The following is a 21,684-nucleotide window of genomic DNA, read 5'->3' as shown; positions in this document are numbered from 1 at the left end:
CTGTTATTCTGATTAATAATCATCATCTACCACCGTAGGCTGTGCCAATTTTTCACTAACGTTATTTGCAAATATCTGGAATGAGTATTTTGTTACATTAATAGCTTCTTCTACATTGTCAATTCTTTTCCCGTTTACAATAACGTAAGAATTTTCATATCCTGTAGAATCTTTAGATTTGTTATTTTTAAAAGAGGAATTATCAGCATATCTTGGCCTTCTTTCTTTTTTAAGCCTTCCTCTTTTCGGTAAGATTTCATCCATAACATCTTTTTCTGCCACATGATTATCCTGAAAGATGGAATCTTTTTTAGCTCCTGAAATAGAATCGGTATGATTCACTGCTACTTGTTCCTGGTGATTATTATTTTCTTCAATAAACCCGGACTTTTGCTTTAGCACTTCGTTTTTCACCAGACTTTCCTTGTCATGAACTCTTGTTCCTGAATTATTTTTAAGGAAAAATCCGATCCCAAAGACCAACATTACACTGGCAGCCATCCAGAACCATTTGGGAAACGAGGGCTTCTTCTTTTCTTCTAATGGAATAATAAGGGTTGTGTTTTCTTCAGAAGTTTTATTTTCTGCCTGCTGAAGGAAATCATCAAAACTCCATTCCATTTTTTCTTCCTTTATATCCCGGAAGATTTCGTCGTATTTATCTTGTAATTGATCTTTTTTCATAGCTCATCAGTTGTGAGATTTGTTCTTTTACTTTTTGTCTTGCCCGCATAAGGTTTACCCTTACTGCATTTTCCTCCATTTCCAGCATTTCAGAAATTTCGGAAACTTCGTACTCTTCTACATCTTTCAAGTGGATCACCAGCTTTTGTTTCTCGGGGAGCTGATTGATAAATCCTACAATATGTTCCTTAAGGTTATCAACTTCCATACTGTAAAGCTCGGACCGGTGAAGCTGCATATCCGCAAAGCCTATCTTCACATCGTGATGCTTCAGACGGTTCAGGCATTCATTCCGGACAGACTTCAGCGCATAGGATTTTAAGTTTCCAAATTGTCCCAGTTCTTCCCGTTTCTGCCAGAGTTTTATCATGATATCCTGTACTACATCTTCCGCCTCATCACTACTCATGACGAATCGCTTCGCAAAACGATACATCTCGTCTTTGAGAATAAACACCGTATTCTTGAAAGTTTCTTGGGTCATGAGTTTTGTTTCTTATAGGTAAGACAACCAGTCTTTACAATCTATTACATCAAAAATAAAAAAACTTCAAAAATATTTGAAGTTTTTATTATAATAGAATTAATACGTCTCAAAAACATGCTTCAAAATAGCCTTATCTTCCTCTGTTAAAGCTACTTTTCTTCGGGCCATTGCTCGTTCTGCCACTTCATAGACTTTATCCAATCTGAATCTTTCATCATCTTTTAAGCCACCCCATGAATAGTTTTCCACAAGATTCGGTGGAAAACCTGGTTTGAAGATATTAGAGGCAACTCCTATTACAGTTCCGGTATTCAGCTGCGTATTGATCGCAGTTTTCGAATGGTCTCCCATGATCAGACCTGCAAACTGTAAACCAGTGTCTTCGAAAGCTTTGGTTCTGTAATTCCATAGCTTAACATGGCTATAGTTATTTTTAAGATTGGAAGAATTGGTATCTGCTCCAAAATTACACCACTCTCCTATTACAGAATTTCCTACAAATCCTTCATGTCCTTTGCTCGTATATCCGAAGATTACAATATTATTCACCTCACCTCCTACTTTACAGTGCGGACCAATGGTAGTAGCTCCATAAATTTTTGATCCTAAATTAAATTTGGAATCATCCCCAAGAGTTATAGGACCACGAAGGTTACAACCTTCCATTACTTCAGCATTCTTACCGATATAGATCTTTCCGGTTTTAGTATTCAATGTGGAAAACTCAATTTGAGCACCTTCTTCAATGAACAAATCTTTTTTATCTCCTAAAAACCCGTTGGTAGAAGATAATTCCTGTGATGTTCTACCGTTGGTAAGCAGATCAAAATCAAAATCAATGGCGTGATGATTATAAGTAAACAGATCAGTAGGCTTTTTAAAGAAAATAAGCTCTTCTTTGATATCTGTCATTTTTTCGATCTGATTCAGGGAAAATCCTTTCATATTGATCTTCGCGGCTACCAATTCATCTTCATACACCAAAGCTTCCCCTTGTTTAAGATCTTTGATCTGCTGGATAACGGATGCTGTGGGGATAAAGTTCGGAACGATGAAAAGACTTTCCTTTTCTTCCGGAGTTTTAAATTTATCCTGAAGATACATTTCTGTAAAATAAGAAACTTCGGTATTCTCCAGAATTCTCTGCCATCTTTCAGAGAAAGTAAGGATTCCGCATCGCATGGCTGCAACCGGTCGGGTAAAGGTAAGCGGAAGAAAATCTTCCCAATATTGTGCGTCTGAAAATACTAATTGCATTTTTTAGAAGTTAAAGGTTAAAAGGCAAAGGCTAAAGCAGATCCTTATACTGCCTAGAAACAAAAATACAAAAAGATGAGAGAAGTTAAGATGTAAGTTAAAAGATAATAAACAGATCAACCTGAATATCTATATTCCAGCGAAATTTTAGATTTTGGCTAAAGTCAGTGGAGCTTTTTATTTATTGTAAATGGGTTAAAGCCTATTTCTATTGAATTTAAAACAACAAAAAAGCCTTCCAAAAAAAATTGAAAGGCTTTAATATTTTGAGTATACAAAAATTACTTAGCGAATTTTTTGTATTTGTTCATGAACTTATCAACTCTACCTGCAGTGTCAACTAATTTCACTTTACCAGTGTAGAAAGGGTGAGAAGTTGAAGAGATTTCCATTTTGATTAATGGATACTCTTGTCCTTCGAACTCGATAGTATCTTTTGTTTCTGCAGTAGACTTGCAAAGAAACACCTCGTCGTTACTCATATCTTTGAAAACAACAAGTCTATAATTTTCTGGGTGGATTCCGTTTTTCATAATGCTATTTTTAAAAAATTAAAGTTTGCTTTCGAAATAGTAATGGATATTTCTCTGCTAATTTTAGGTTGCAAAAGTACAACTTTTTTTCTAATTTCCAAATAGTGAATTCAATATTTTTTTCTTGATAAGAAATTCAAAGTATTTTCGTTAAATTTGGAACTTACTTAAACTTTAATTTCAATGAAATTCAAATTATTACTGGCTTTTTCTTTCTGGATGCTCCTGGTAACAGTATCATGTAATAAGGATGATATTACCTTTGATACCCCTACACAACAACTGAGGTTTTCACGGGATACTGTATTCTGTGACACAGTTTATCATCAGGTACGTTCAGAAACCTATGTAGTAAAAGTATATAATAATGAAGATAAAGATGTTCTGATCCCAAGGGTAAATCTTGAGAAAGGGGCGACCTCGTTATACAGAATTAATGTGGATGGAAAACCGGGATATGATTTTAAGGATGTTCCATTAAGAAAAAAAGACAGTCTCTATATATATGTAGAAATTGCTCCTCAGGCAACAGGACCTGAAGCCATTGCCGAAGACAAAGTGATTTTTTCCGGACCTGCCGGACAACAGCATGTTACTTTGTTCTCCGTAGTTCAGGATGCTGAATTCTTTATTCAGACACCAACCAATCCTAATGTAATTACAAGTTCTACCACATGGACCAATAATAAAGCGAAGATCATCTACGGTGATCTTACTCTTGATAAGAATGTAACATTGGATATAGATCCAGGCACAAAGGTATATTTTCATAAAAACAGCGGAATGAAGGTTTCTTCAAATGCTGTTTTAAATATCAACGGAACCCTGGACAATCAGATCATTCTTCGTGGGGATAGAAATGACCCTTATTATGATACCATTTCTAAAAACTGGAATTCTATTAAAATGGAACCTAATTCTATTCTTAATATGAACCATGCAAGGCTATTTGGAGGAACAAGAGGCTTAGAAATGAAGCAAACAACGGCTAATATCTCCAATTCCTTCATTCATACTTTCTTTGAATATGGAATGTATGCTGTAAACTCTACCGTTACTGCAAGTAATTTAGTCATGAATAACTGTGGCTTGTCATGTATTGGAATCTTCAAGGGTGGAAAACATAACTATACCCATGCTACGATTGCCAACTACTCTAAATCGATGGGAACGTTTGACAGAAAAGGAATCTTTGCAACAAATGAATGGAAAAATGATGCTGGGCAAACAGAACAGGGAGCCTTGCAGCAATTTAATTTATATAACAGTATTGTATATTCTGACAGGGATAATGCTGTACAGTTTGAACAAACACCAGGGCAACAATTTGAATATTTAATTCAAAACTGTCTTTTAAAATACTCCAGTACATCTGAAGCAGGTTTTACCTTCGATAATAATGTGAATGTGATACAGAGCATCAAAAATACAGATCCGCAGTTTATGAATTATTTCGCTGCAAAAATGAATCTGAGAGTTAAAACAACTTCTCCGGCCAAAGGCAAAGGAAATACCACCATAGCAGGAACCGTACCTTTTGATATCGTAAACGAACCAAGAACCACTAATCCTACTATCGGAGCTTATCAATAATGGAAATCACTCAATTACAACAACAGGTTAACGAATGGATTAAAACCATCGGCGTAAGATATTTTAATGAACTGACCAATATGGCTATGCTGACGGAGGAAGTAGGTGAAGTAGCAAGAATTATCGCCAGAAGATATGGTGAGCAGAGCGAAAAGGAAAGTGATAAAAGTAAAGACCTCGGAGAAGAACTGGCTGATGTGCTTTTTGTAACATTATGCCTGGCTAACCAAACCGGAGTTAATCTGCAAGATGCTTTTGATAAAAAAATGAAGATCAAAACTGACCGCGATAAGGAACGGCATCAGAATAATGAAAAATTAAAATAAGATTCCTGGTCACATACTTCTGATATATAGGAAGGTATTTAAAGTATGTGACCAGGATTGAAATATGAAGAAATAATGAAGAAGCTAGAAAAATCAACATTAATAGGAAATAAAACAGTACAGATCAGCGGTTCGAAAAGTATTTCGAATCGTTTATTGATTCTGGAAAGCCTGTTTAGTAATATAAAAATCGGGAATTTATCCAATTCTCAGGATACCCAATTGCTGAAAAAAGCCTTGTCTGAAGTTAAAGAAGTAGTGGACATTCACCATGCAGGAACAGCCATGCGTTTTCTTACGTCCTACTACTCTATTCAGGAAGGAAAAACCACGATTCTTACCGGTTCCGGAAGAATGAAGGAAAGACCTATTAAAAATCTGGTAAGTGCCTTGAAAGATCTTGGTGCTGAAATTGAATATATGGAAAACGAAGGTTTTCCGCCTTTAAAAATTACAGGAAAAAAGATTACACAGACTTCTGTAAATGTTCCGGCTAATATTTCCAGCCAGTTTATTACTTCCCTGCTACTTATTGCAGGAAAACTTGAAAACGGATTGGAGATTCACCTTGTGGGTGAAGTGACTTCAAGGTCTTATATTGAAATGACCCTTGATATTCTTACAAGATTCGGAATTACAAACAGTTTTGAAGGAAATACGATTAAGGTAGAACCCTTCACTCCAAATGATGAAGCTTCTCTCAAAAGTTATGAAGTGGAAAGTGACTGGAGTTCGGCCTCCTACTTCTACTCGATCTGTGCATTGGGAAGAGAAACTATTCATTTAAAAAGTTTTTACAAAGAATCTACACAAGGAGATTCTGCCATTGCAAAAATCTATGAGGATTTCTTCGGAATTAAAACAACCTATTCTGAAGCGGAGCACAAACTGACTTTAGAACCTCAGCCTGATTTTACTTTCCCTGAAAAAATTGTTCTGGATATGAACAACTGTCCAGATATTGCACAAACCCTTTGTGTAACTGCTGCAGCTCTGAAAATTCCTTTTGAAATTTCAGGATTAGGAACGTTAAGAGTAAAAGAAACTGATAGATTGCAGGCTCTATATAATGAACTGAAAAAGCTCGGCACTGAAACAAAAATTACTGATTTAACCATTGAGTCTGTAAGTTTCGGAGAGCCTGAAGCACATATTTCAATTAAAACATACCAAGATCATAGAATGGCTATGAGCTTTGCGCCTTACTGCCTCATTGGAAAGCTTACTATTGAAGATGAAGAGGTTGTGGAAAAATCTTATCCGATGTTCTGGGAAGATCTTGCCGATATAATGACGAAATAATTTGAAAATCTAAAATGCGGTAATTTGAGAATGAATCATTGAGCATTCTCAAGTTACTGCATCAACTATAAACTACACCCAATCATGAAAAAATTACTGGTCTTGTTTGCCTTGGCACTTCCGTTGTCAATTTGGGCACAATATCTTTTACCCAATGAAGAAATCATCTATTCTTTTGAAACAAAAAATGGAAAGAAAATGGCATTGGTAAAGGATAAAAAAGATGAATACATCCAATATCGTTTCGGAAACAAAAATAAAGTAGAAATGGAGTTCCCGTCAACAAAAACCAAGGATAGCTGGAAACAATTCAGCTACAGGTCTTATATGAGAGGCGGAGGGAAACAGAATGCCGGAATGGAACTTCATTATCTGTCATTTTCTCATAATGGTTATCAATATCAGGTATACAAATCTTACTATGCAGAAGACGCATCTTATTCCACTGGAGTTACCGTAACTGATGCCAAAGGGAAAGAAACCGATATTACTGGAATATACAAATCAATAAAGGGTAATCTAAGCAGCTTGGACGAATCTAAACTGATCGTAAAAGAGGATACCGGATTATAATTTCTGAATATTATGCCCAATGAAAAAGATATTTTCTTTTATTTTCATCCTACTGGCTACTCTATCATATGCTCAAAATCTGAAAAATTTCTCCGTTCCAAAAGGTTACAAAAAAGTTACTGAGATCAAAGGAGATTTGGATAAAGACGGAAAAGAAGAAACGATTATTGTATTTGATACAGATAAAACGGCATCTGACTATGAAAGGGCACCCGGGAAAAAAGATTATCAAAGAGTTTTCTATATCCTGAAAAATGAACAGGGACAAGCTAAAATTTGGAAAGAGAATTCCTCTCTACTCTATTCAAGTGGATTAGGCTTTTACCCAGATGATAATATTCTTAACATTCAGATAAAAAATAACTGCCTAATTGTAGAACAAAGTTTTTTCTCCAATTCAAGGCATACTCAGGTTAACAAACATACCTTCAGATTTCAGAACGGTGATTTTTACCTGATTGGTTCCTTTGATAATTTTAATGACACCTGTGAATTTGATTTTACCAATGAAATTAATTTTTCTACCGGAAAAGTCATTGTAGACAGAGAGTACTCCTCATGTGATGATGAGGTAAAAGTACCAGAAAATATTCATAAGGAGTTTATCCATAAAATTCAGCCTCTTATTACAATGGATAATTTCAAAATGGGAGAACATAGATTCAAAATTCCGGGAATGAAAGAAGATTTTGTGTTTTAAGTAGGAGAGGGATGATGGAAGCTGGAGTTGATCTACCCCTGACTCAAAGTATTTCTTTCTTCTAACTCCTAACTTCCTGTCTCTACACAACAACTTAATCATCTCTTAAAACTAAGTTAACTCCTCATTGCTTGACATATTCTTAATTTTAGCTACAATTAAAATATAAACTATGTTCAAGCGCCCAATCAAATATGTAAAAATTTTTACACTTAGTATTGCAACTGCAGCTGTATTCTACTCATGCTCGGAAGATATGGCAGAAAGAGATTCTAATGACACAGGTCTTACCTCTCTTAATAAAGCAAATTACAAAATGGCATCAGCCGTTCCTGTGGAAATGAACAGCTGGATGGCTGGCCTGCAGGATAATATTTCAATTTCAAAAATCTCTATTCCCGGAACTCATGATTCCGGAGCGCGTATAGATGCTCCTGTAGTAACAGGTACGGCGAAAACACAAAACCTCAGTATTGCTGAGCAGCTGAATGCAGGAGTTCGATTCCTGGATATCCGTTGCAGACATATTGATAATTCATTTACGATTCATCATGGTGCTATTTATCAGAATTTAAATTTTGATGATGTCCTTAATGCTTGTTATTCATTCCTTGAAAGTCATCCGTCGGAAACCATCATCATGTCTGTAAAAGAAGAACATGACGCCTCCAACACAACAAGAAGTTTTGAAAGTACTTTTGATTCATATATTCAGAAAAATCCTTCAAAATGGAATCTTGGAACTACGATTCCTACTCTTGGAGAGGTAAGAGGAAAGATCAGACTCTTAAGAAGGTTTTCAGCCAACACCGCTAAAGGTATTAATGCTACTTCATGGGCAGATAACACAACCTTTGAAATCAATAATCCGGGAGCTCAGCTGAAGGTTCAGGATTACTATAAGGTTACCAATAATGATGATAAATGGAACGGAATTTCCAATCTCTTCAATGAAGCTAAAAACAGCAATAGCGACAAGCTTTTCATCAATTTCACCAGTGGTTATAAACCGGGGATATTCGGAATTCCTAGTATTCCTACGGTTTCCAACGCTATCAATCCGAAACTTAAAACGTTCTTCCAAAGCAATACAAAAGGATCGTATGGGATAATGCCTATGGATTTTGTGAATGCTGAACTGGCAGAACTGATTGTAAAAACGAATTTTTAGTATCGTTAAATATAAATTGTAGTCTTGAAGCTGCCTCTTTGCTGAGGCAGCTTTTTTACTCTCGCAGATTGAGCAGATAACGCAGATTATTTGTTGGCCATAAAAATCAATACTATAATTTTCTTATCCGGAAGTATCTGCGTAAATATGTGTAATCTGTGGGAAATAAAATAAGCACACTAAAACCTTGAAAATCTAGCAGTTATCATTGGGTGTTTTTTTTTAATGTCGTGATATTGACAACAAATAAAAAGTAGTCTTTATCAGATAGAGACTACTTTTTTATTAAGAATAGAAGTTGATTGGATTCAGCTATTTTTCAATGCCATAAGCAGCCATGATTTTGTTGAAAATTTCTGTATTTTCAAATAATCCTGTGAACTCTTTGGAATTCGGGCCATAGGCAAAAACACTTGACGGAATAGAAGTATGGTCGTTGGTACTAAAATTTCCGAATACCCAACCCTCTTTCAGGCTTCCATCTAAAAGTGTTAAACCACCGGTTTCATGATCTCCCACTACGACTACTAAAGTTTCTTTATTTTCATCAGCAAATTTCATTGCTTTTCCTACTACATGATCGAAGTCCAGTAACTCCGTAACCAATTGTTCTATATTGTTGCTGTGTCCGCCGCCATCAGTTTGGGAAGCTTCCACCATCATAAAGAATCCTTTTTTATTATTCTTCAGGTCATTTAAGGTAAGATCAAAAGCATCTGCTAACCAGTTTCCTCTTCCGCTTGTTACTCGTTGTGAAGCCAAAGGATCAATAATCAGTGTTCTGTTGTTTATTTTTTCAGCTGATGTAAGACTATGGTATAAATCTACTTTTGCTTCTTTCAATTTCTTTTCTGTTTCCGGTGTCAATCCGCTCGTAGGGCCACCAATCAGAATTTTTGTTTTGGAGGTTGCAAAATCTTTTAGAATAGGTTCAGAACTATTTCTGTTATCAGAATGAGCATAGAAATCCGCTGGTGTTGCATCGGTTACATCGCCGGTAGAGATCAATCCGGATACTAACCCTTTTGCAGCAATAATATCTGGAATTTGGGCCAGAGATTTACCTGTTCCATCTACCCCAACAAATGTATTTTTTGTTTTTACTCCTGTAGAAAAGGCGGTAGAACCTGGTGCTGAATCAGTAATATAGGCGTTCGATGAATTGGTCTTGGATAAACCTGTAGATCTCATATTGAAAACATTCAGCTTTCCTTTATTAGCTGTAAAAGCTGCATAATATTGAGGTAAGGAAGTTCCATCCGGAATTAAAAGAATTACATTTTTTACTTTTTTACTGATTCCATCTGTTTTATAAGTTGGTGCATAAGCAGCATATTCTTTGGTATTTTTATAGAAATTCCTTGGAATGGTATTCATAAACTTTTTTAAATCCGGAATATGATCGGTATTGATATAATCTACTCCCATATCCATCAGATTTACCCAGGCATTAGGAAAATCAGGAGCTCCATAGAAACGCATCGGTTTCTGTTGAGCATGGGCCTTATCTACAGCCTTTTTGATTTTCTCCGTTTCTTCGTATCTCGGAATTCCTTTTCCGTTCCATTTTACCAGTTCTGGCAAATCTGCACTGAACATTCCCACTCTTTTTAACTGATCGGTAGAATAATCTTTATTCAGATCTCCATCAAAATAAAGATAATTGGGATAGTTTTTAAAATCACCTGGCTGAGGTCTTCCACCTGTAATCACTATTTTCACTCCAGAATTACCCGTAATTTCAGGATATTTTTTCAATGTATTGACCAAAGCGCTCAGGGTTGTCTTATAATCCTGTTTAATATCGATCAACAATTGTAGCTTTTTAGTGGTATCCTTATAGATATTTCCTTTGTTCAGTTTGATCTGCTTTGAAATATTGTCCAGATAAAGATTCTCCAACGTTCTGTCTGCAGAAAGTTCCTTTTCCGTATGGGCCACCCAAAGCTTTCCTTTCACCAGAAAAACATCTGCTTCAATAGACCCGAAATTGGCATAATACGCTTGCCAAAAAGGGATTTCCTGCATATAATCATTATGAGAATGGGCATTTCCTACATTATAATTCAAATAATTCTGTGCTTGGTTTTCAGAGAAAACAGCAAGAGCAAGTAAACCCAATATTTTTGATAGTTTCATTCGTTTATTGTATTGTTTTTATACGTCAGATGGAATCTTTCACCTTCCTTTTTAAAAAGACTATATCATCACAGAATTTCTGCAATGATATAGTGATAATATATATGACTAAAATTTTACCAACCTTCGTTTTGCTTAATAACGCCGTGGCTGTTTACAATCTCAACCTGCGGCACCGCCCAAACATTATGGATTGCCGGGTTAAAGTTTCTTGCAGCCCAAGCTTCTTTTCCATCCATTCCATGAAGTGGTTTAGCATAGGTTGCCTGTGCATCTCCCCAACGGACAAGGTCTCTGTGTCTGTCAGCCCATTCACCGGCAAGCTCGCAGCGTCTTTCATGTTTCAGGTCTGCCATTGTACAACCGCTTTTAGAAGTAAGACCAGCGCGTTTTCTGATCATATTGATTTCCTGATCTGCAGGTTTATTTTGCATAAGCAATGCTTCCGCTTTAATAAGAATTACCTCAGCATAACGCATAATAGGAACTGCAAGGTCTGTACAAGGATAATCTCCATTAGCATTTACGTGCCCTTCTTTAAATGGGTATTTGAAAGCATCCATATATTTGTTAAACTGGGCTTTTGTAAGGGAGTTTGAGGTAGCATATGTTCTTACCGCTCCATCAAAAGTAAACTGATCTCCTTCTTTAAGAATGGTTACACTTCGTCTAAGGTCTCCGGTTTCATATTCATCATACAGCTCTTTTGTGGGCTGGAAGTATCCCCAACCATTATATTTTCCCCAACCTTTGTTTTCTAACATTACCCCCGGAAGGATACTTCCTACTCCATTAAATTTAGTAGTACTTGGGACTGACCAAATATATTCTGAACTGTAATTGTTTTCAGCTTTAAAAACATCGCCAAAATTATTCAGTAAATTTCTGTTTCCTTTAGTCATTACTTCATTCGCCCAATATTCTGCATTCTTCCAATCTTTCATAAACAGATATACTTTTGCCAGCAATGCCCAAGCTGCGGCTTTATGAGGTCTTCCATAATCTTTGGTTGGAAGTTCTTCCTGGCTAGGCAGTAATTCTGCTGCTTTTTTCAGGTCATTTACAATATAATTGTAATTTTCCATGACATTGGCTGCTCTTGGAATTGGGTTAGGATCCGGTTCTTTCGTACGGTCTATAATTGGAATACCGGCTTTTTCATTTCCATAACTGTAAGCCATTTCAAAATACATTCTGCTGCTCATAAACAAAGCTTCTCCCAGATACTTATTTTTGATAGCTTGTGAAGTCTGAATATTATCAATATTACGGATAACACGATTCGCAACACCAATTACTGTATATCTTTTGTTCCATTGGGTTTCCAGATCTCCGGCAGCAATATAATTACTGCTAAAATTCTTCACATTATCTGCCTCACTTTTTGATCTTCCTGTTACCATATCATCACTGGCATTAATAAACCAGAAAAAGCCTCTTCCATAAAATTCGCTGTCAGAAAGCGGTTTATACATTGCATTAGCTCCGGTAATCAAGTCATTTTCGCTTTTCCAGAAGTTAGCTTCAGTTGGAGTACCTTCCGGCTCTATATTCAGTTCATTGGTACATGATAATACTGATGCAGACAGCCCTGTTATTAAAATTATTGTATTGAAAATCTTCATCTTTTTACTTTTAAATTTGTTTTTAGATTAAAACCCGACTTCCAATCCGAAAATAAATGAACGGGCCTGAGGATATCTTCCGGTATCTACACCATAGCCCTCCATTCCTACTTCAGGATCAAAGCCTGTATATTTAGTAATGGTGAACAGGTTATTGCTGGTCACATACACTCTGATTTTATTCACATCAAGTTTCTTATAAAGTTCTTTTGGTAATGAATATCCAACCGTTAGGTTTTTAAGCCTCAAATAAGAACCGTCTTCCACATAGAAATCCGATACTTTAGAGTAATTACCACTTGGATCGCCCTGTACCACTCTTGGAATATTGGTATTGGTGTTCTGAGGAGTCCATGCATTCAGAATGTCTCTGTCCATGTTATAATTCTGTCCTGTTCCCCCTGGGTTTAAAGAAATAAATTTCAATCCGTTGAATATTTTGTTTCCATATACACCCTGGAAGAATAAATTAAGATCAAAGTTCTTCCAGGTCATGTTGTAAGATAATCCGTAGGAGAACTTAGGGTATGGATTTCCAAGGTTTACAAAATCATTATTATTCAATGCTCCTGTATTGCCTTCTTTTTTCAGGAATTTAATATCTCCAGGCTTAGCATTAGGCTGAATAAGATTTCCATTAGCATCTTTATAATTGTTGATTTCTGCCTGGCTCTGAAAAATCCCATCGGTTTTATATCCATAATAAGAATAAAGAGACTCTCCCACCTTTACACGGGTAGGTTTCAAGACCCCACGTACGTTATTACTGTTGATAAAGATCTCATCTACATCAGCTAATTGCTTCACCGTATTTTTTAGTTGACTCAATGTTGCTCCAATGGAATAGGTAAAATCTCCGGTATTTTTACCGTTAAAATTAATTCCTACTTCATATCCTTTATCCTCGAATAGTCCTGCATTTACATACTGATCTACATAGGTTGCTGTACTTTGAAGGTTGACATTAAAGATCTGATCGGTTGATTTCTTCACGAAGTAATCAAATTGCATAGAAAGCCTGTTGCGGAAGAAGGAAGCATCCACCCCAAAGTTGGTTTGTTCTGATTTTCCCCATTTTAAATCCGAATTGGGTCTTGTCCTCGCATAATAAGCAATATTCTGTGATGGATCCTGGCCGAAAATAATGTTATTATCACGAATCATCTGCGGATTTACTGCCTGATAAGAAACGCCGCCAAGGTTTCCTAAAATACCATGACTTCCTCTTAATTTCAGGTTGGATAGCCATACAATATCTTTCATGAAATTTTCTTTGGAAACCATCCATGCTCCTGAAATGGAATAATAATCAGAAAAATGTTTTTCTTTAGAGACTAAAGATGTTCCATCTCTCCTTCCCAATAAGCTGATCATATATTTCCCGGCATAGTCATAATTTACTCTTGCCAGATAAGAAGTTAAAGCACTCCTGTATTTATAACTTTCTGCTTCTTTATAAGTATCTGCAGCATTCTGAAGATATCGGAAGGCTTCCGCTTCATTCCTGAAATCAAAAGTTTTTGCACGGAACCCGTCTTCAGTGGTTTTCTGGAATGTTAACCCTGCAAGGAAGTCAAAACTATGTTTACCTGTTGTGAATTTATAAGTAAGGAGTTGCTCTGCCAGAGAAGTGGATACATTGTTGTTCTGATATTCCAAACTGTTGGTATCAAAAATCTTTCCTACTTCCAGCACTCTGGAAGTAAATTCTTTAACATTTCCAATTCTAAATGTTTGAGCAAAATTGGATCTGAATTTCAAATCTTTAGCTAAAGCAATTTCGATATAAGGATTGATCAAAATCTCATGGGTAGGATTCTGAATGCTGATTCTTTTCAAATAAGCAACAGGGTTAATCATATCTCCATATCCTCCTGCCACATCAATCGGTAATCCTGAAAAGGCTCCGGATGGTGTATATACCGGAACGTTGGGTGGATAGTACATTGCTGCAACCAAAGCTCCTGTGTATCCGTTCCTTGTGTTGGCTGTATTTCCGTCAGAATAATTATAATACATATTCTCTCCGATGGTCAACCAGTCTTTCACTTTATGTTCAGAATTTACTCTGAAATTGTATCGTTTTGCCTGCGTATTTAATAAAATTCCCTCAAGGCTTCTATGGTTCATTCCTACGAAGAATTTGGATTTATCACCTCCTCCGCTTAGATTTACATTATATTCCTGGATAGTCCCTGTACGGAAGATCTCTTTCATCCAGTCGGTTCGGGTAATTCTTCCGTCAGCATATTGATCTGCATTGAATGCCAATGGAAGGTTGCTGAGTTTTCCCGCATTCTCATACGCTTGCCTCATTACATCCTGGAACTCTGCAGCATTTAAAGATTTTTTTAACCTCCACGCCTGATTAATTCCATATTTAACATCAAAATCTACTGTCAAAGTTCCTTTTTTACCTCTTTTGGTAGTAATCAGGATCACTCCTCCGGAAGATCTTGCTCCATAAATAGCGGCTGAAGCATCCTTAAGCACAGAAATATCCTGAATATCGTTAGGGTTAATAGCAGGAGTTCCGTTAAAAACAACGCCATCCACAACATAAAGAGGAGATTCTCCATTCACCCCGCCGAGACCACGGATATTTACTTTAGGAGAGCCATTAGGATCTCCACCTTCGTTCACAACAGTTACTCCGGGAGCTTTTCCCTGGAGAACTTCCCCTACTCCAGACAGAGATCTGGAAGTAAGTTTATCCAATGAAGCCTCCGAAACAGCACCGGAAACCTTACTCTTCTTTTGCGTTCCGTATCCAACAACAACAATCTCATCGATGGATTTTTCTTTTAAACTGTCTTTTTTTTGAGAGAGGAACATCGGTGAAGCTGAAATTGCACCAATAAGTAATACCCTACCCGTTAAGTATGTTACTGAGACAGGGATTTTAAATACATTCATGACATCCTTTTTAATTAGATGCAAAATTAGAACAGCCCCACCTCCTGTTACATTAAGATTTCCTTATGTTTTTATTAAGAAATTTTAGTTTTTCAACAAGCCTCGATTTCTCTCCCAAAAACTAATACTCTTATTTTCAATACAATAAATTAATAAAATAATTATTCCTGAAATATTCTATGCATAACTGAGATTAACTTTATTTTAAGTTTGTCATCCATCAGGAGGTAATAAATAATAATGGAATAACAGATTTCACATCTTTCTACTGAAGTATTCCAGGGTAATAAATGACAGACTTCCCTTTTCTTTTTTTACATTTGCTGAAAATAGATTTTCCTGCTCACCGAGCATCAAAAAAACGGATTAGTAATGACCAGGAAAAATGAAACTCATAAAAACAGTACGAATTAAATGACCATTATCATCACAGGAACTTCCTCCGGAATTGGATTTGCTTTGGCGGAATACTTCGGTAAAAAAGGACACAAAGTATTTGGTTTAAGCCGAAAATATACGGAAAGTCAGTATTTCAAATCTATCCCGACAGATGTTACTGACAACACCGCTGTTCAGAATGCTATTGCTGAGGTCCTGAAAATAGAAACCAAAATTGATGTCCTTATCAACAATGCCGGAATGGGAATGGTAGGTGCTGTGGAAGATTCTACCAAAGAAGATATCCTTAAACTTTTCAGCCTTAATCTTACCGGGCCTGTTCAGATGATGAGCGCGGTTCTTCCTACAATGAGAGCACATAAATTTGGAAAAATCATTAATGTATCCAGTATCGGAAGTGAAATGGGATTACCTTTCCGCGGGTTTTACTCTGCTTCAAAATCTGCTTTGGATAAAGTAACGGAAGCGATGAGATATGAAGTGTATCCTTGGAATATCGATGTGTGCTCTTTACATTTGGGTGATATTAAAACCAATATTGCAGACAACAGAGTGATTGCACAGGTCTCCCAGCCTTATAAAAATGTTTTCGATAAAGTGTATGCTTTAATGAATGCTCATGTAGACGAGGGAACTGAACCAATGGAGGTAGCAGAATACATTGAAAAACTTTTAGGAAAGAATAAATGGAAAGCTCATTATTATTTTGGTAAATTCGGGCAGAAAATCGGAGTTCCGTTGAAATGGATTCTTCCACAAGGAATTTATGAGAATTTAATGAAGAAATATAATAAACTGGATTAAAATTAGTTGATTGATAAAACGCATTGTCATTTTGAACGGAATGAAATGCAGTGAAGAATCTTTGTATTTTTTCACAAGCCTTCAACTTATATTCGGAATGGTCAATTGAAGTTATTTTTAAAAATATTTTTTGTTCTGTTCTGCGTTTTTACACAAGCGCAGAAGAAACAGTATTGGCTTATTGATACTGAAACAAAAGTCAGAAAAAAAGTAAAAGATTCAACTTCTGCGGTAAAGTTTCTGGATTCTCTAACTCAGAATAATTATTTTTTCACTCAGCTGAAGGAGGTAAAGGTAAAAGGTGACAGTACAGAGATTTTTTTCAACAAAGGAAAAAACTTTAATGAAACCTATGTGAATCTTTCTGATTCCATTGTGCATAAGCTGAAAGTTCAGAAAGATTTTTTCACTAAAAATTTAGATTCTACCAAAAAAAGTATCAATAAAAGTTATATTGATGAAGGCTATTCATTCAGCAGAATCAAATCAAAATATAAAGGTCAGAAAAATGGATATCCAATTATAGAGCTGGATATCAATAAGAATGATAAAAGAACGATCAATGGCTTTGTTGTAAAAGGTTATGACAGGGTTCCAAAAAGGTTCATTAAAAATCTTGAAAAAGAGTTCAAAGGAAAAAACTATGATGAGAAGAACTTATTAGCCATCAACAAGAGTTTTCAAAGCCATCCTTTTGTGATGCTTGACCGGCAGCCACAGACCTTATTCACCAAGGATTCCACCAATATCTACCTGTTTTTACAAAAGAAAAAGACCAATACCTTTGATGGGGTCATCGGTTTTGGAAATGATAAGACGGATAAATTTACCTTAAACGGTACCATGAATGTAAATTTCAGGAATATGTTCAATGGTTTTGAAGCGGTTAACCTTTATTGGCAGAGAAACCCTGACAAAGGCCAGACCTTTGATCTTCAGGTAGACATACCTTATCTTTTTAAATCCAATGTCGGGATGAATACAAAGGTGAATATTTACAGACAGGATTCTACGTTTGCTAATGTAAAATTCCTTCCTGCTTTCTATTACCATATCAATAACCGTAACAAAATCGGTCTGCGTGCAACCTTGGAAACCTCAACGGTGATTGATTCACTGTATGCTATTGGGAAAGATTACAACAAAAAAGGGATCGGGATCTGGTTTGAAATGACTGAGCCTACCGATATTGATCTGTTTCTTTACAAAACAAGAATCAATGCCGGATACGATTATTTAACAACCACCTATACCAAAGGAAATATAAAAGCTGCTCAAAACCAGTTTTATTTCTCCGGGGAACATAATTATCATATTTCAGGAAACCATTTCCTCAATATCAAAGGGGAAGGTGCTATGATGGATTCTAAAATTGAGTTTTCGGCCAACGAACTTTACCGTTTTGGTGGCTGGAATTCCATGCGTGGCTTTAACGAAAACTCCCTCGCCGCCGACTTTTATTATTACGGGAGTCTGGAATACCGTTACCTTATAGGTAACCAGGCTTTCTTTGACTTCTTTGGGCAATATGGCCAGCTCAATAATAAATCCCTGAATGTAAAACCCAAGCTTTACAGTGTTGGGCTCGGTTTCAACTTCTTCATTCCGATTGGGCTGATGAGTTTCCAGCTGTCGAATGGTAATGAGTTTGGAAATCCATTTAAGTTCAATGACATAAAAATCCACTGGGGAATTCTGAGTAGGTTTTAGGAGAGAAAGGAAACTGGAAATTACTATGAGGTTACTATTTTTAATAGTTACCCTCTTATTGAAAGTTAATAAAATGTCTTTCAGCGGTTTTCAAAATCTCAATAACTTCCAACCTCTGACTTCCAGCTTCCAGCCTTAATAATAAAGCAAAAACACCCATACAACAATACTTTCTCATTTTACCATTTCATTAATTATTTCTGTTAAAAAATATATAAATTGTATTTTTATCTTAATATGATCGTAAAATTTACGTAATAGTACCCGGCTAAATTTGCATTCAAAAAGAATGAAGAAAACTTTAGCTACGTTTGCCGTTTTTTTACTTCCGTTATATATTACAGCTCAGGAGATTGCCGTTTCCGGAAATGTAAAATCTGAAAATGGAACCAGTGTTTCAGGAGTAAATATTACCGACAAAAATACAGGAAAAACGACGATAACAGATGAAAATGGGAATTTTACCATTTCAGCCAATCCCAAAGATATTCTGGAATTCTTTTCTCCCGATTTTTCCGTTTACACGGTGGAGGTTTCTTCAAAAAAGCAATACGCTGTTGTTTTAAGAAAAGCCAATGAAAAGCAGATTGAAGGTGTTGTTATTACCGCTCTTGGGATCGCTAAGAAAAAGGAAAAGATTGGATATTCTACTCAGGAAGTAGGAACCAAACAGTTTGAAACCATTACTACACCAAGTATCGGAAATTTATTTTCAGGACAGGTGGCCGGCTTGAATGTTTCCAACCCAACAGGAATGCAGCAGGCTCCACAATTTACCTTAAGAGGAAATTCTAATTTGGTATTTGTTATTGATGGAGTGATTGTAGAAAAAGAAGTTTTCCAGAATTTAGATCCTAACAATATAGAAAACATCAACGTCCTGAAAGGAGCTACCGCTTCTGCGCTTTATGGTTCAAGAGGTCGATATGGAGCTATTCTGATCACCACAAAAAGTGCGAAGAAGAAAGGGTTTTCTGTAGAATTTTCTCAGAATACTATGATTACAGGAGGGTTTACCAATCTTCCAAAAACTCAGACTGAATATGGTAATGGTTCTCAGGGAAAGTACGAATTCTGGGATGGAGCCGATGGTGGAGTAAATGATGGAGATATGATCTGGGGTCCTAAATTTGTTCCCGGACTCAAGATTGCCCAATGGAACAGCCCGATCAGGGATAAAGTAACCGGACAGGTCGTTCCGTGGTATGGAGCTGTAACCGGTACTCAGTATAATGATAAAGCAAGATATGAAAGAGTTCCGATTGACTGGAAATACCATGATAATTTAAATACTTTCTTAAAACCTGCTATTATCAACAATAATAATTTTGCGATCAGCTATCGAAATAATAAAGATATCTACAGGTTTTCTGGAAACTTCATGAATTATGATGACAGGGTTCCCAACTCTTATCTACAGAAGTACGGAGTTAATTTCTCTTCTGAAAATCACCTGGGAGACAAGTTCATCTTTGATACAAAATTTAATTTCAATCAGGCTTTTACTCCTAACGTTCCTAATTACGAGTACAACCCTAGTGGACACATGTATACCATCTTGATCTGGATGGGGGCTGATGTGGATGGAAATGCCCTAAAAAACCACATGTGGATTCCGGGAAAAGAAGGCAGGGCTCAGGCTAACTGGAATTATGCATGGTACAATAACCCATGGTTCGGAGCTGAATACTATAAAAATCAAAACAGGACCAATATTATTAATGCCCAAACCGGATTAGAATATAAGGCGACAAAAGACCTTTCCGTAAAAGGAAAAATTTCCCTTGTTGAAAATCATAGCAAATCAGAAACATTCAGTCCCTATTCTTATTTCAATTACAGTGCTCCAAGAAGTGGTGGATATATTGTAAAAGATCTGAAAACCTGGAACCTCAACTACGATGTTTTGGCTACTTATAAAAAGAAAATCTCTGATAATTTTGATTTTACGATCAATGCCGGAGGTTCTGCATTTTACTTTAAAAATAATAGGAATGAAATGTCTACCGACGGTTTAAAGATCCCGGAAATATATTCATTTGACAATTCCATCGGAGCCCTCAAAAATTACACTTATCTGAAAGAAAAGCTAATTTACAGTGCCTATTCTACGATTGATATCGGGTTATACAATGCTTTCTTCATCAATATTTCCGGACGTAATGACTGGTCATCTACTTTACCAAAAGCCAATAGATCTTACTTCTACCCTTCCGCATCCATCAGTGCTGTTATTTCCAATCTGGTAAAAATGCCTGAGGCTGTCAATATGCTTAAACTTTCTGCTTCATGGGCAAAAGTGGCTTATGATTTCCAACCTTACTCTATCAGAAATTATTATTCAAATAATAAAGGAATAAGTTTTAATGGTAATCCAACCTATTTGTATCCTACCATCCTAAATGTAGAAAATACATTGAAACCTGAACAGACCAAATCTTATGAATTGGGATTAAGTGCCGGTCTTTTCAATAACAGAATTACTTTAGATGCTACTTATTTCAGAACTCTTGATTACAACAATATTCTGGAGTTCCCAAGTGCTGAGTCATCAGGTTTTGTCTCTCAGTATGTGAATGGTAATGAATATACTACAAAAGGATTCGAAATTTCACTCGGAATGGTCCCAATAAAGACTACTGATTTCACCTGGAAAACATTAATCAACTGGAGTACGTATGAACAAAAGCTAACTTCTATTTATGATAACATGCCTAACTACAACAATATCAAGTTAGGTGAAAGAATGGACAGCTATTATGATTACACATGGCAAAAATCTCCGGATGGGAAGGTAATTCTGGATGCCAAATCAGGAATGCCAACAAAAGCTAATGCTCCAAGTAATCTAGGACACTTCAATCCGGACTGGACTTTTGGTTTCAACAATACCTTCAAGTATAAAAAACTATCCTTAAATATCGGAATTGATGGAAGCATCGGTGGAATCATGAGATCTCAGGTCGTTGAAAAAATGTGGTGGGGTGGAAAACATCCGAATTCTGTTGCCTACAGAGATCTTGAATATGCTAATCCTGGAAAGTATTATTTTGTACCGGATGGAGTGAATTACAATCCTGCAACAGGGCTTTATACTCAGCATACCAATCCTATCAACTTCCAGGATTGGGCACAGAATTATCCATACCAGGCCAGAGTAACTCAGGATGAAAGTGAAGAATTTGCGAATGTTTTCGACAGAACCTTTATCAAGTTAAGATCTGTAGTATTAGAATATGACTTCTCTTCCCTATTGAATCCAAAAGGAATGGTTAAAGGGTTCACTGCCAATATCTCGGCTTACAATCTGGCTATGTGGAAAAAGTCTAAAAACCTTTATTCAGATCCGGACTTCCAGATCAGATCGGGAAGAACAGGCGATATCGCTAATGATATTCAGGATCCTTCAAGCAGATGGTTCGGAATCGGATTTAATCTTAAGTTTTAATTTAAAGGCGACATTAC

The 21,684-nt window shown here is 36.3% G+C and carries 16 protein-coding genes; 9 read left to right on the top strand and 7 right to left on the bottom strand.

Going from position 1 to position 21,684, the window contains the following annotated elements; genetic code table 11:
• Window positions 1-12 precede the first annotated feature (12 nt).
• The 4 genes from EG344_RS13340 to EG344_RS13325 all read right to left on the bottom strand — a co-directional run bounded on the left by EG344_RS13340 (window position 13) and on the right by EG344_RS13325 (window position 2,961).
• Window positions 13-684 carry a hypothetical protein gene (locus EG344_RS13340; RefSeq protein WP_185145560.1) on the bottom strand — a complete coding sequence of 224 codons (672 nt, stop codon included), beginning with the start codon at window positions 682-684 and terminating at the stop codon, window positions 13-15.
• The gene (locus EG344_RS13335) at window positions 659-1,168 is read right to left on the bottom strand and encodes an RNA polymerase sigma factor (RefSeq protein WP_123858023.1); all 510 of its coding nucleotides are present in this window, start codon (window positions 1,166-1,168) and stop codon (window positions 659-661) included. Before EG344_RS13335 ends, EG344_RS13340 begins: the two co-directional genes overlap by 26 nt.
• A 99-nt stretch (window positions 1,169-1,267) precedes the next feature.
• Window positions 1,268-2,428, bottom strand: a complete 1,161-nt coding sequence (locus EG344_RS13330) for a putative sugar nucleotidyl transferase (RefSeq protein ID WP_123909842.1) — start codon at window positions 2,426-2,428, stop codon at window positions 1,268-1,270.
• A 281-nt stretch (window positions 2,429-2,709) separates the two neighbouring features.
• The gene (locus EG344_RS13325) at window positions 2,710-2,961 is read right to left on the bottom strand and encodes a type B 50S ribosomal protein L31 (RefSeq protein WP_027375398.1); all 252 of its coding nucleotides are present in this window, start codon (window positions 2,959-2,961) and stop codon (window positions 2,710-2,712) included.
• A gap of 183 nt (window positions 2,962-3,144) precedes the next feature.
• On the opposite strand from EG344_RS13325, the gene EG344_RS13320 reads away from it, so the two are divergent.
• The 6 genes from EG344_RS13320 to EG344_RS13295 all read left to right on the top strand — a co-directional run bounded on the left by EG344_RS13320 (window position 3,145) and on the right by EG344_RS13295 (window position 8,626).
• Complete coding sequence (locus tag EG344_RS13320; protein WP_123909841.1) at window positions 3,145-4,554, top strand: hypothetical protein; 1,410 nt, start codon at window positions 3,145-3,147, stop codon at window positions 4,552-4,554.
• Window positions 4,554-4,880, top strand: a complete 327-nt coding sequence (locus EG344_RS13315) for a nucleotide pyrophosphohydrolase (protein WP_123909840.1) — start codon at window positions 4,554-4,556, stop codon at window positions 4,878-4,880. The genes EG344_RS13320 and EG344_RS13315 overlap by 1 nt, the downstream gene beginning before the upstream one ends.
• A 75-nt stretch (window positions 4,881-4,955) precedes the next feature.
• Window positions 4,956-6,182 (top strand): 3-phosphoshikimate 1-carboxyvinyltransferase, encoded by a 1,227-nt coding sequence (locus EG344_RS13310; RefSeq protein ID WP_123909839.1) that lies wholly within the window; start codon window positions 4,956-4,958, stop codon window positions 6,180-6,182.
• A gap of 84 nt (window positions 6,183-6,266) precedes the next feature.
• On the top strand, window positions 6,267-6,755 hold the full coding sequence (locus EG344_RS13305) for a hypothetical protein (RefSeq protein WP_123909838.1): 489 nt from the start codon (window positions 6,267-6,269) through the stop codon (window positions 6,753-6,755).
• A 19-nt stretch (window positions 6,756-6,774) separates the two neighbouring features.
• Entirely contained in the window at window positions 6,775-7,455 is a 681-nt protein-coding gene (locus EG344_RS13300; protein ID WP_123909837.1) for a hypothetical protein, read from the top strand.
• A 172-nt stretch (window positions 7,456-7,627) separates the two neighbouring features.
• Window positions 7,628-8,626, top strand: a complete 999-nt coding sequence (locus EG344_RS13295; RefSeq protein WP_123909836.1) for a phosphatidylinositol-specific phospholipase C — start codon at window positions 7,628-7,630, stop codon at window positions 8,624-8,626.
• A 312-nt stretch (window positions 8,627-8,938) separates the two neighbouring features.
• Here the strand turns inward: EG344_RS13295 and EG344_RS13290 are convergent, their stop codons facing one another.
• From EG344_RS13290 to EG344_RS13280, 3 genes are all read right to left on the bottom strand, one after another.
• A complete protein-coding gene (locus tag EG344_RS13290; protein ID WP_123909835.1) occupies window positions 8,939-10,765 on the bottom strand; it encodes an alkaline phosphatase in 1,827 nt (608 codons plus the stop codon).
• A gap of 116 nt (window positions 10,766-10,881) precedes the next feature.
• A complete protein-coding gene (locus EG344_RS13285; RefSeq protein ID WP_123909834.1) occupies window positions 10,882-12,390 on the bottom strand; it encodes a RagB/SusD family nutrient uptake outer membrane protein in 1,509 nt (502 codons plus the stop codon).
• 27 nt (window positions 12,391-12,417) lie between these two features.
• Window positions 12,418-15,306: a SusC/RagA family TonB-linked outer membrane protein gene (locus tag EG344_RS13280; RefSeq protein ID WP_123909833.1), complete on the bottom strand. Its 2,889-nt coding sequence runs from the start codon at window positions 15,304-15,306 to the stop codon at window positions 12,418-12,420.
• 414 nt (window positions 15,307-15,720) lie between these two features.
• Between EG344_RS13280 and EG344_RS13275 the strand changes: the two genes are divergently transcribed.
• From EG344_RS13275 to EG344_RS13265, 3 genes are all read left to right on the top strand, one after another.
• The gene (locus tag EG344_RS13275) at window positions 15,721-16,509 is read left to right on the top strand and encodes an SDR family oxidoreductase (RefSeq protein WP_123909832.1); all 789 of its coding nucleotides are present in this window, start codon (window positions 15,721-15,723) and stop codon (window positions 16,507-16,509) included.
• 105 nt (window positions 16,510-16,614) lie between these two features.
• Entirely contained in the window at window positions 16,615-18,219 is a 1,605-nt protein-coding gene (locus EG344_RS13270; RefSeq protein WP_123909831.1) for an autotransporter assembly complex protein TamA, read from the top strand.
• 289 nt (window positions 18,220-18,508) lie between these two features.
• Window positions 18,509-21,667 (top strand): SusC/RagA family TonB-linked outer membrane protein, encoded by a 3,159-nt coding sequence (locus tag EG344_RS13265; protein ID WP_164464433.1) that lies wholly within the window; start codon window positions 18,509-18,511, stop codon window positions 21,665-21,667.
• Window positions 21,668-21,684 lie beyond the last annotated feature (17 nt).

Origin of the sequence: Chryseobacterium sp. G0162, from assembly GCF_003815715.1 — a bacterium.
Lineage (GTDB): Bacteria > Bacteroidota > Bacteroidia > Flavobacteriales > Weeksellaceae > Chryseobacterium.
This window is presented reverse-complemented; position numbering and strand designations above follow the sequence as displayed.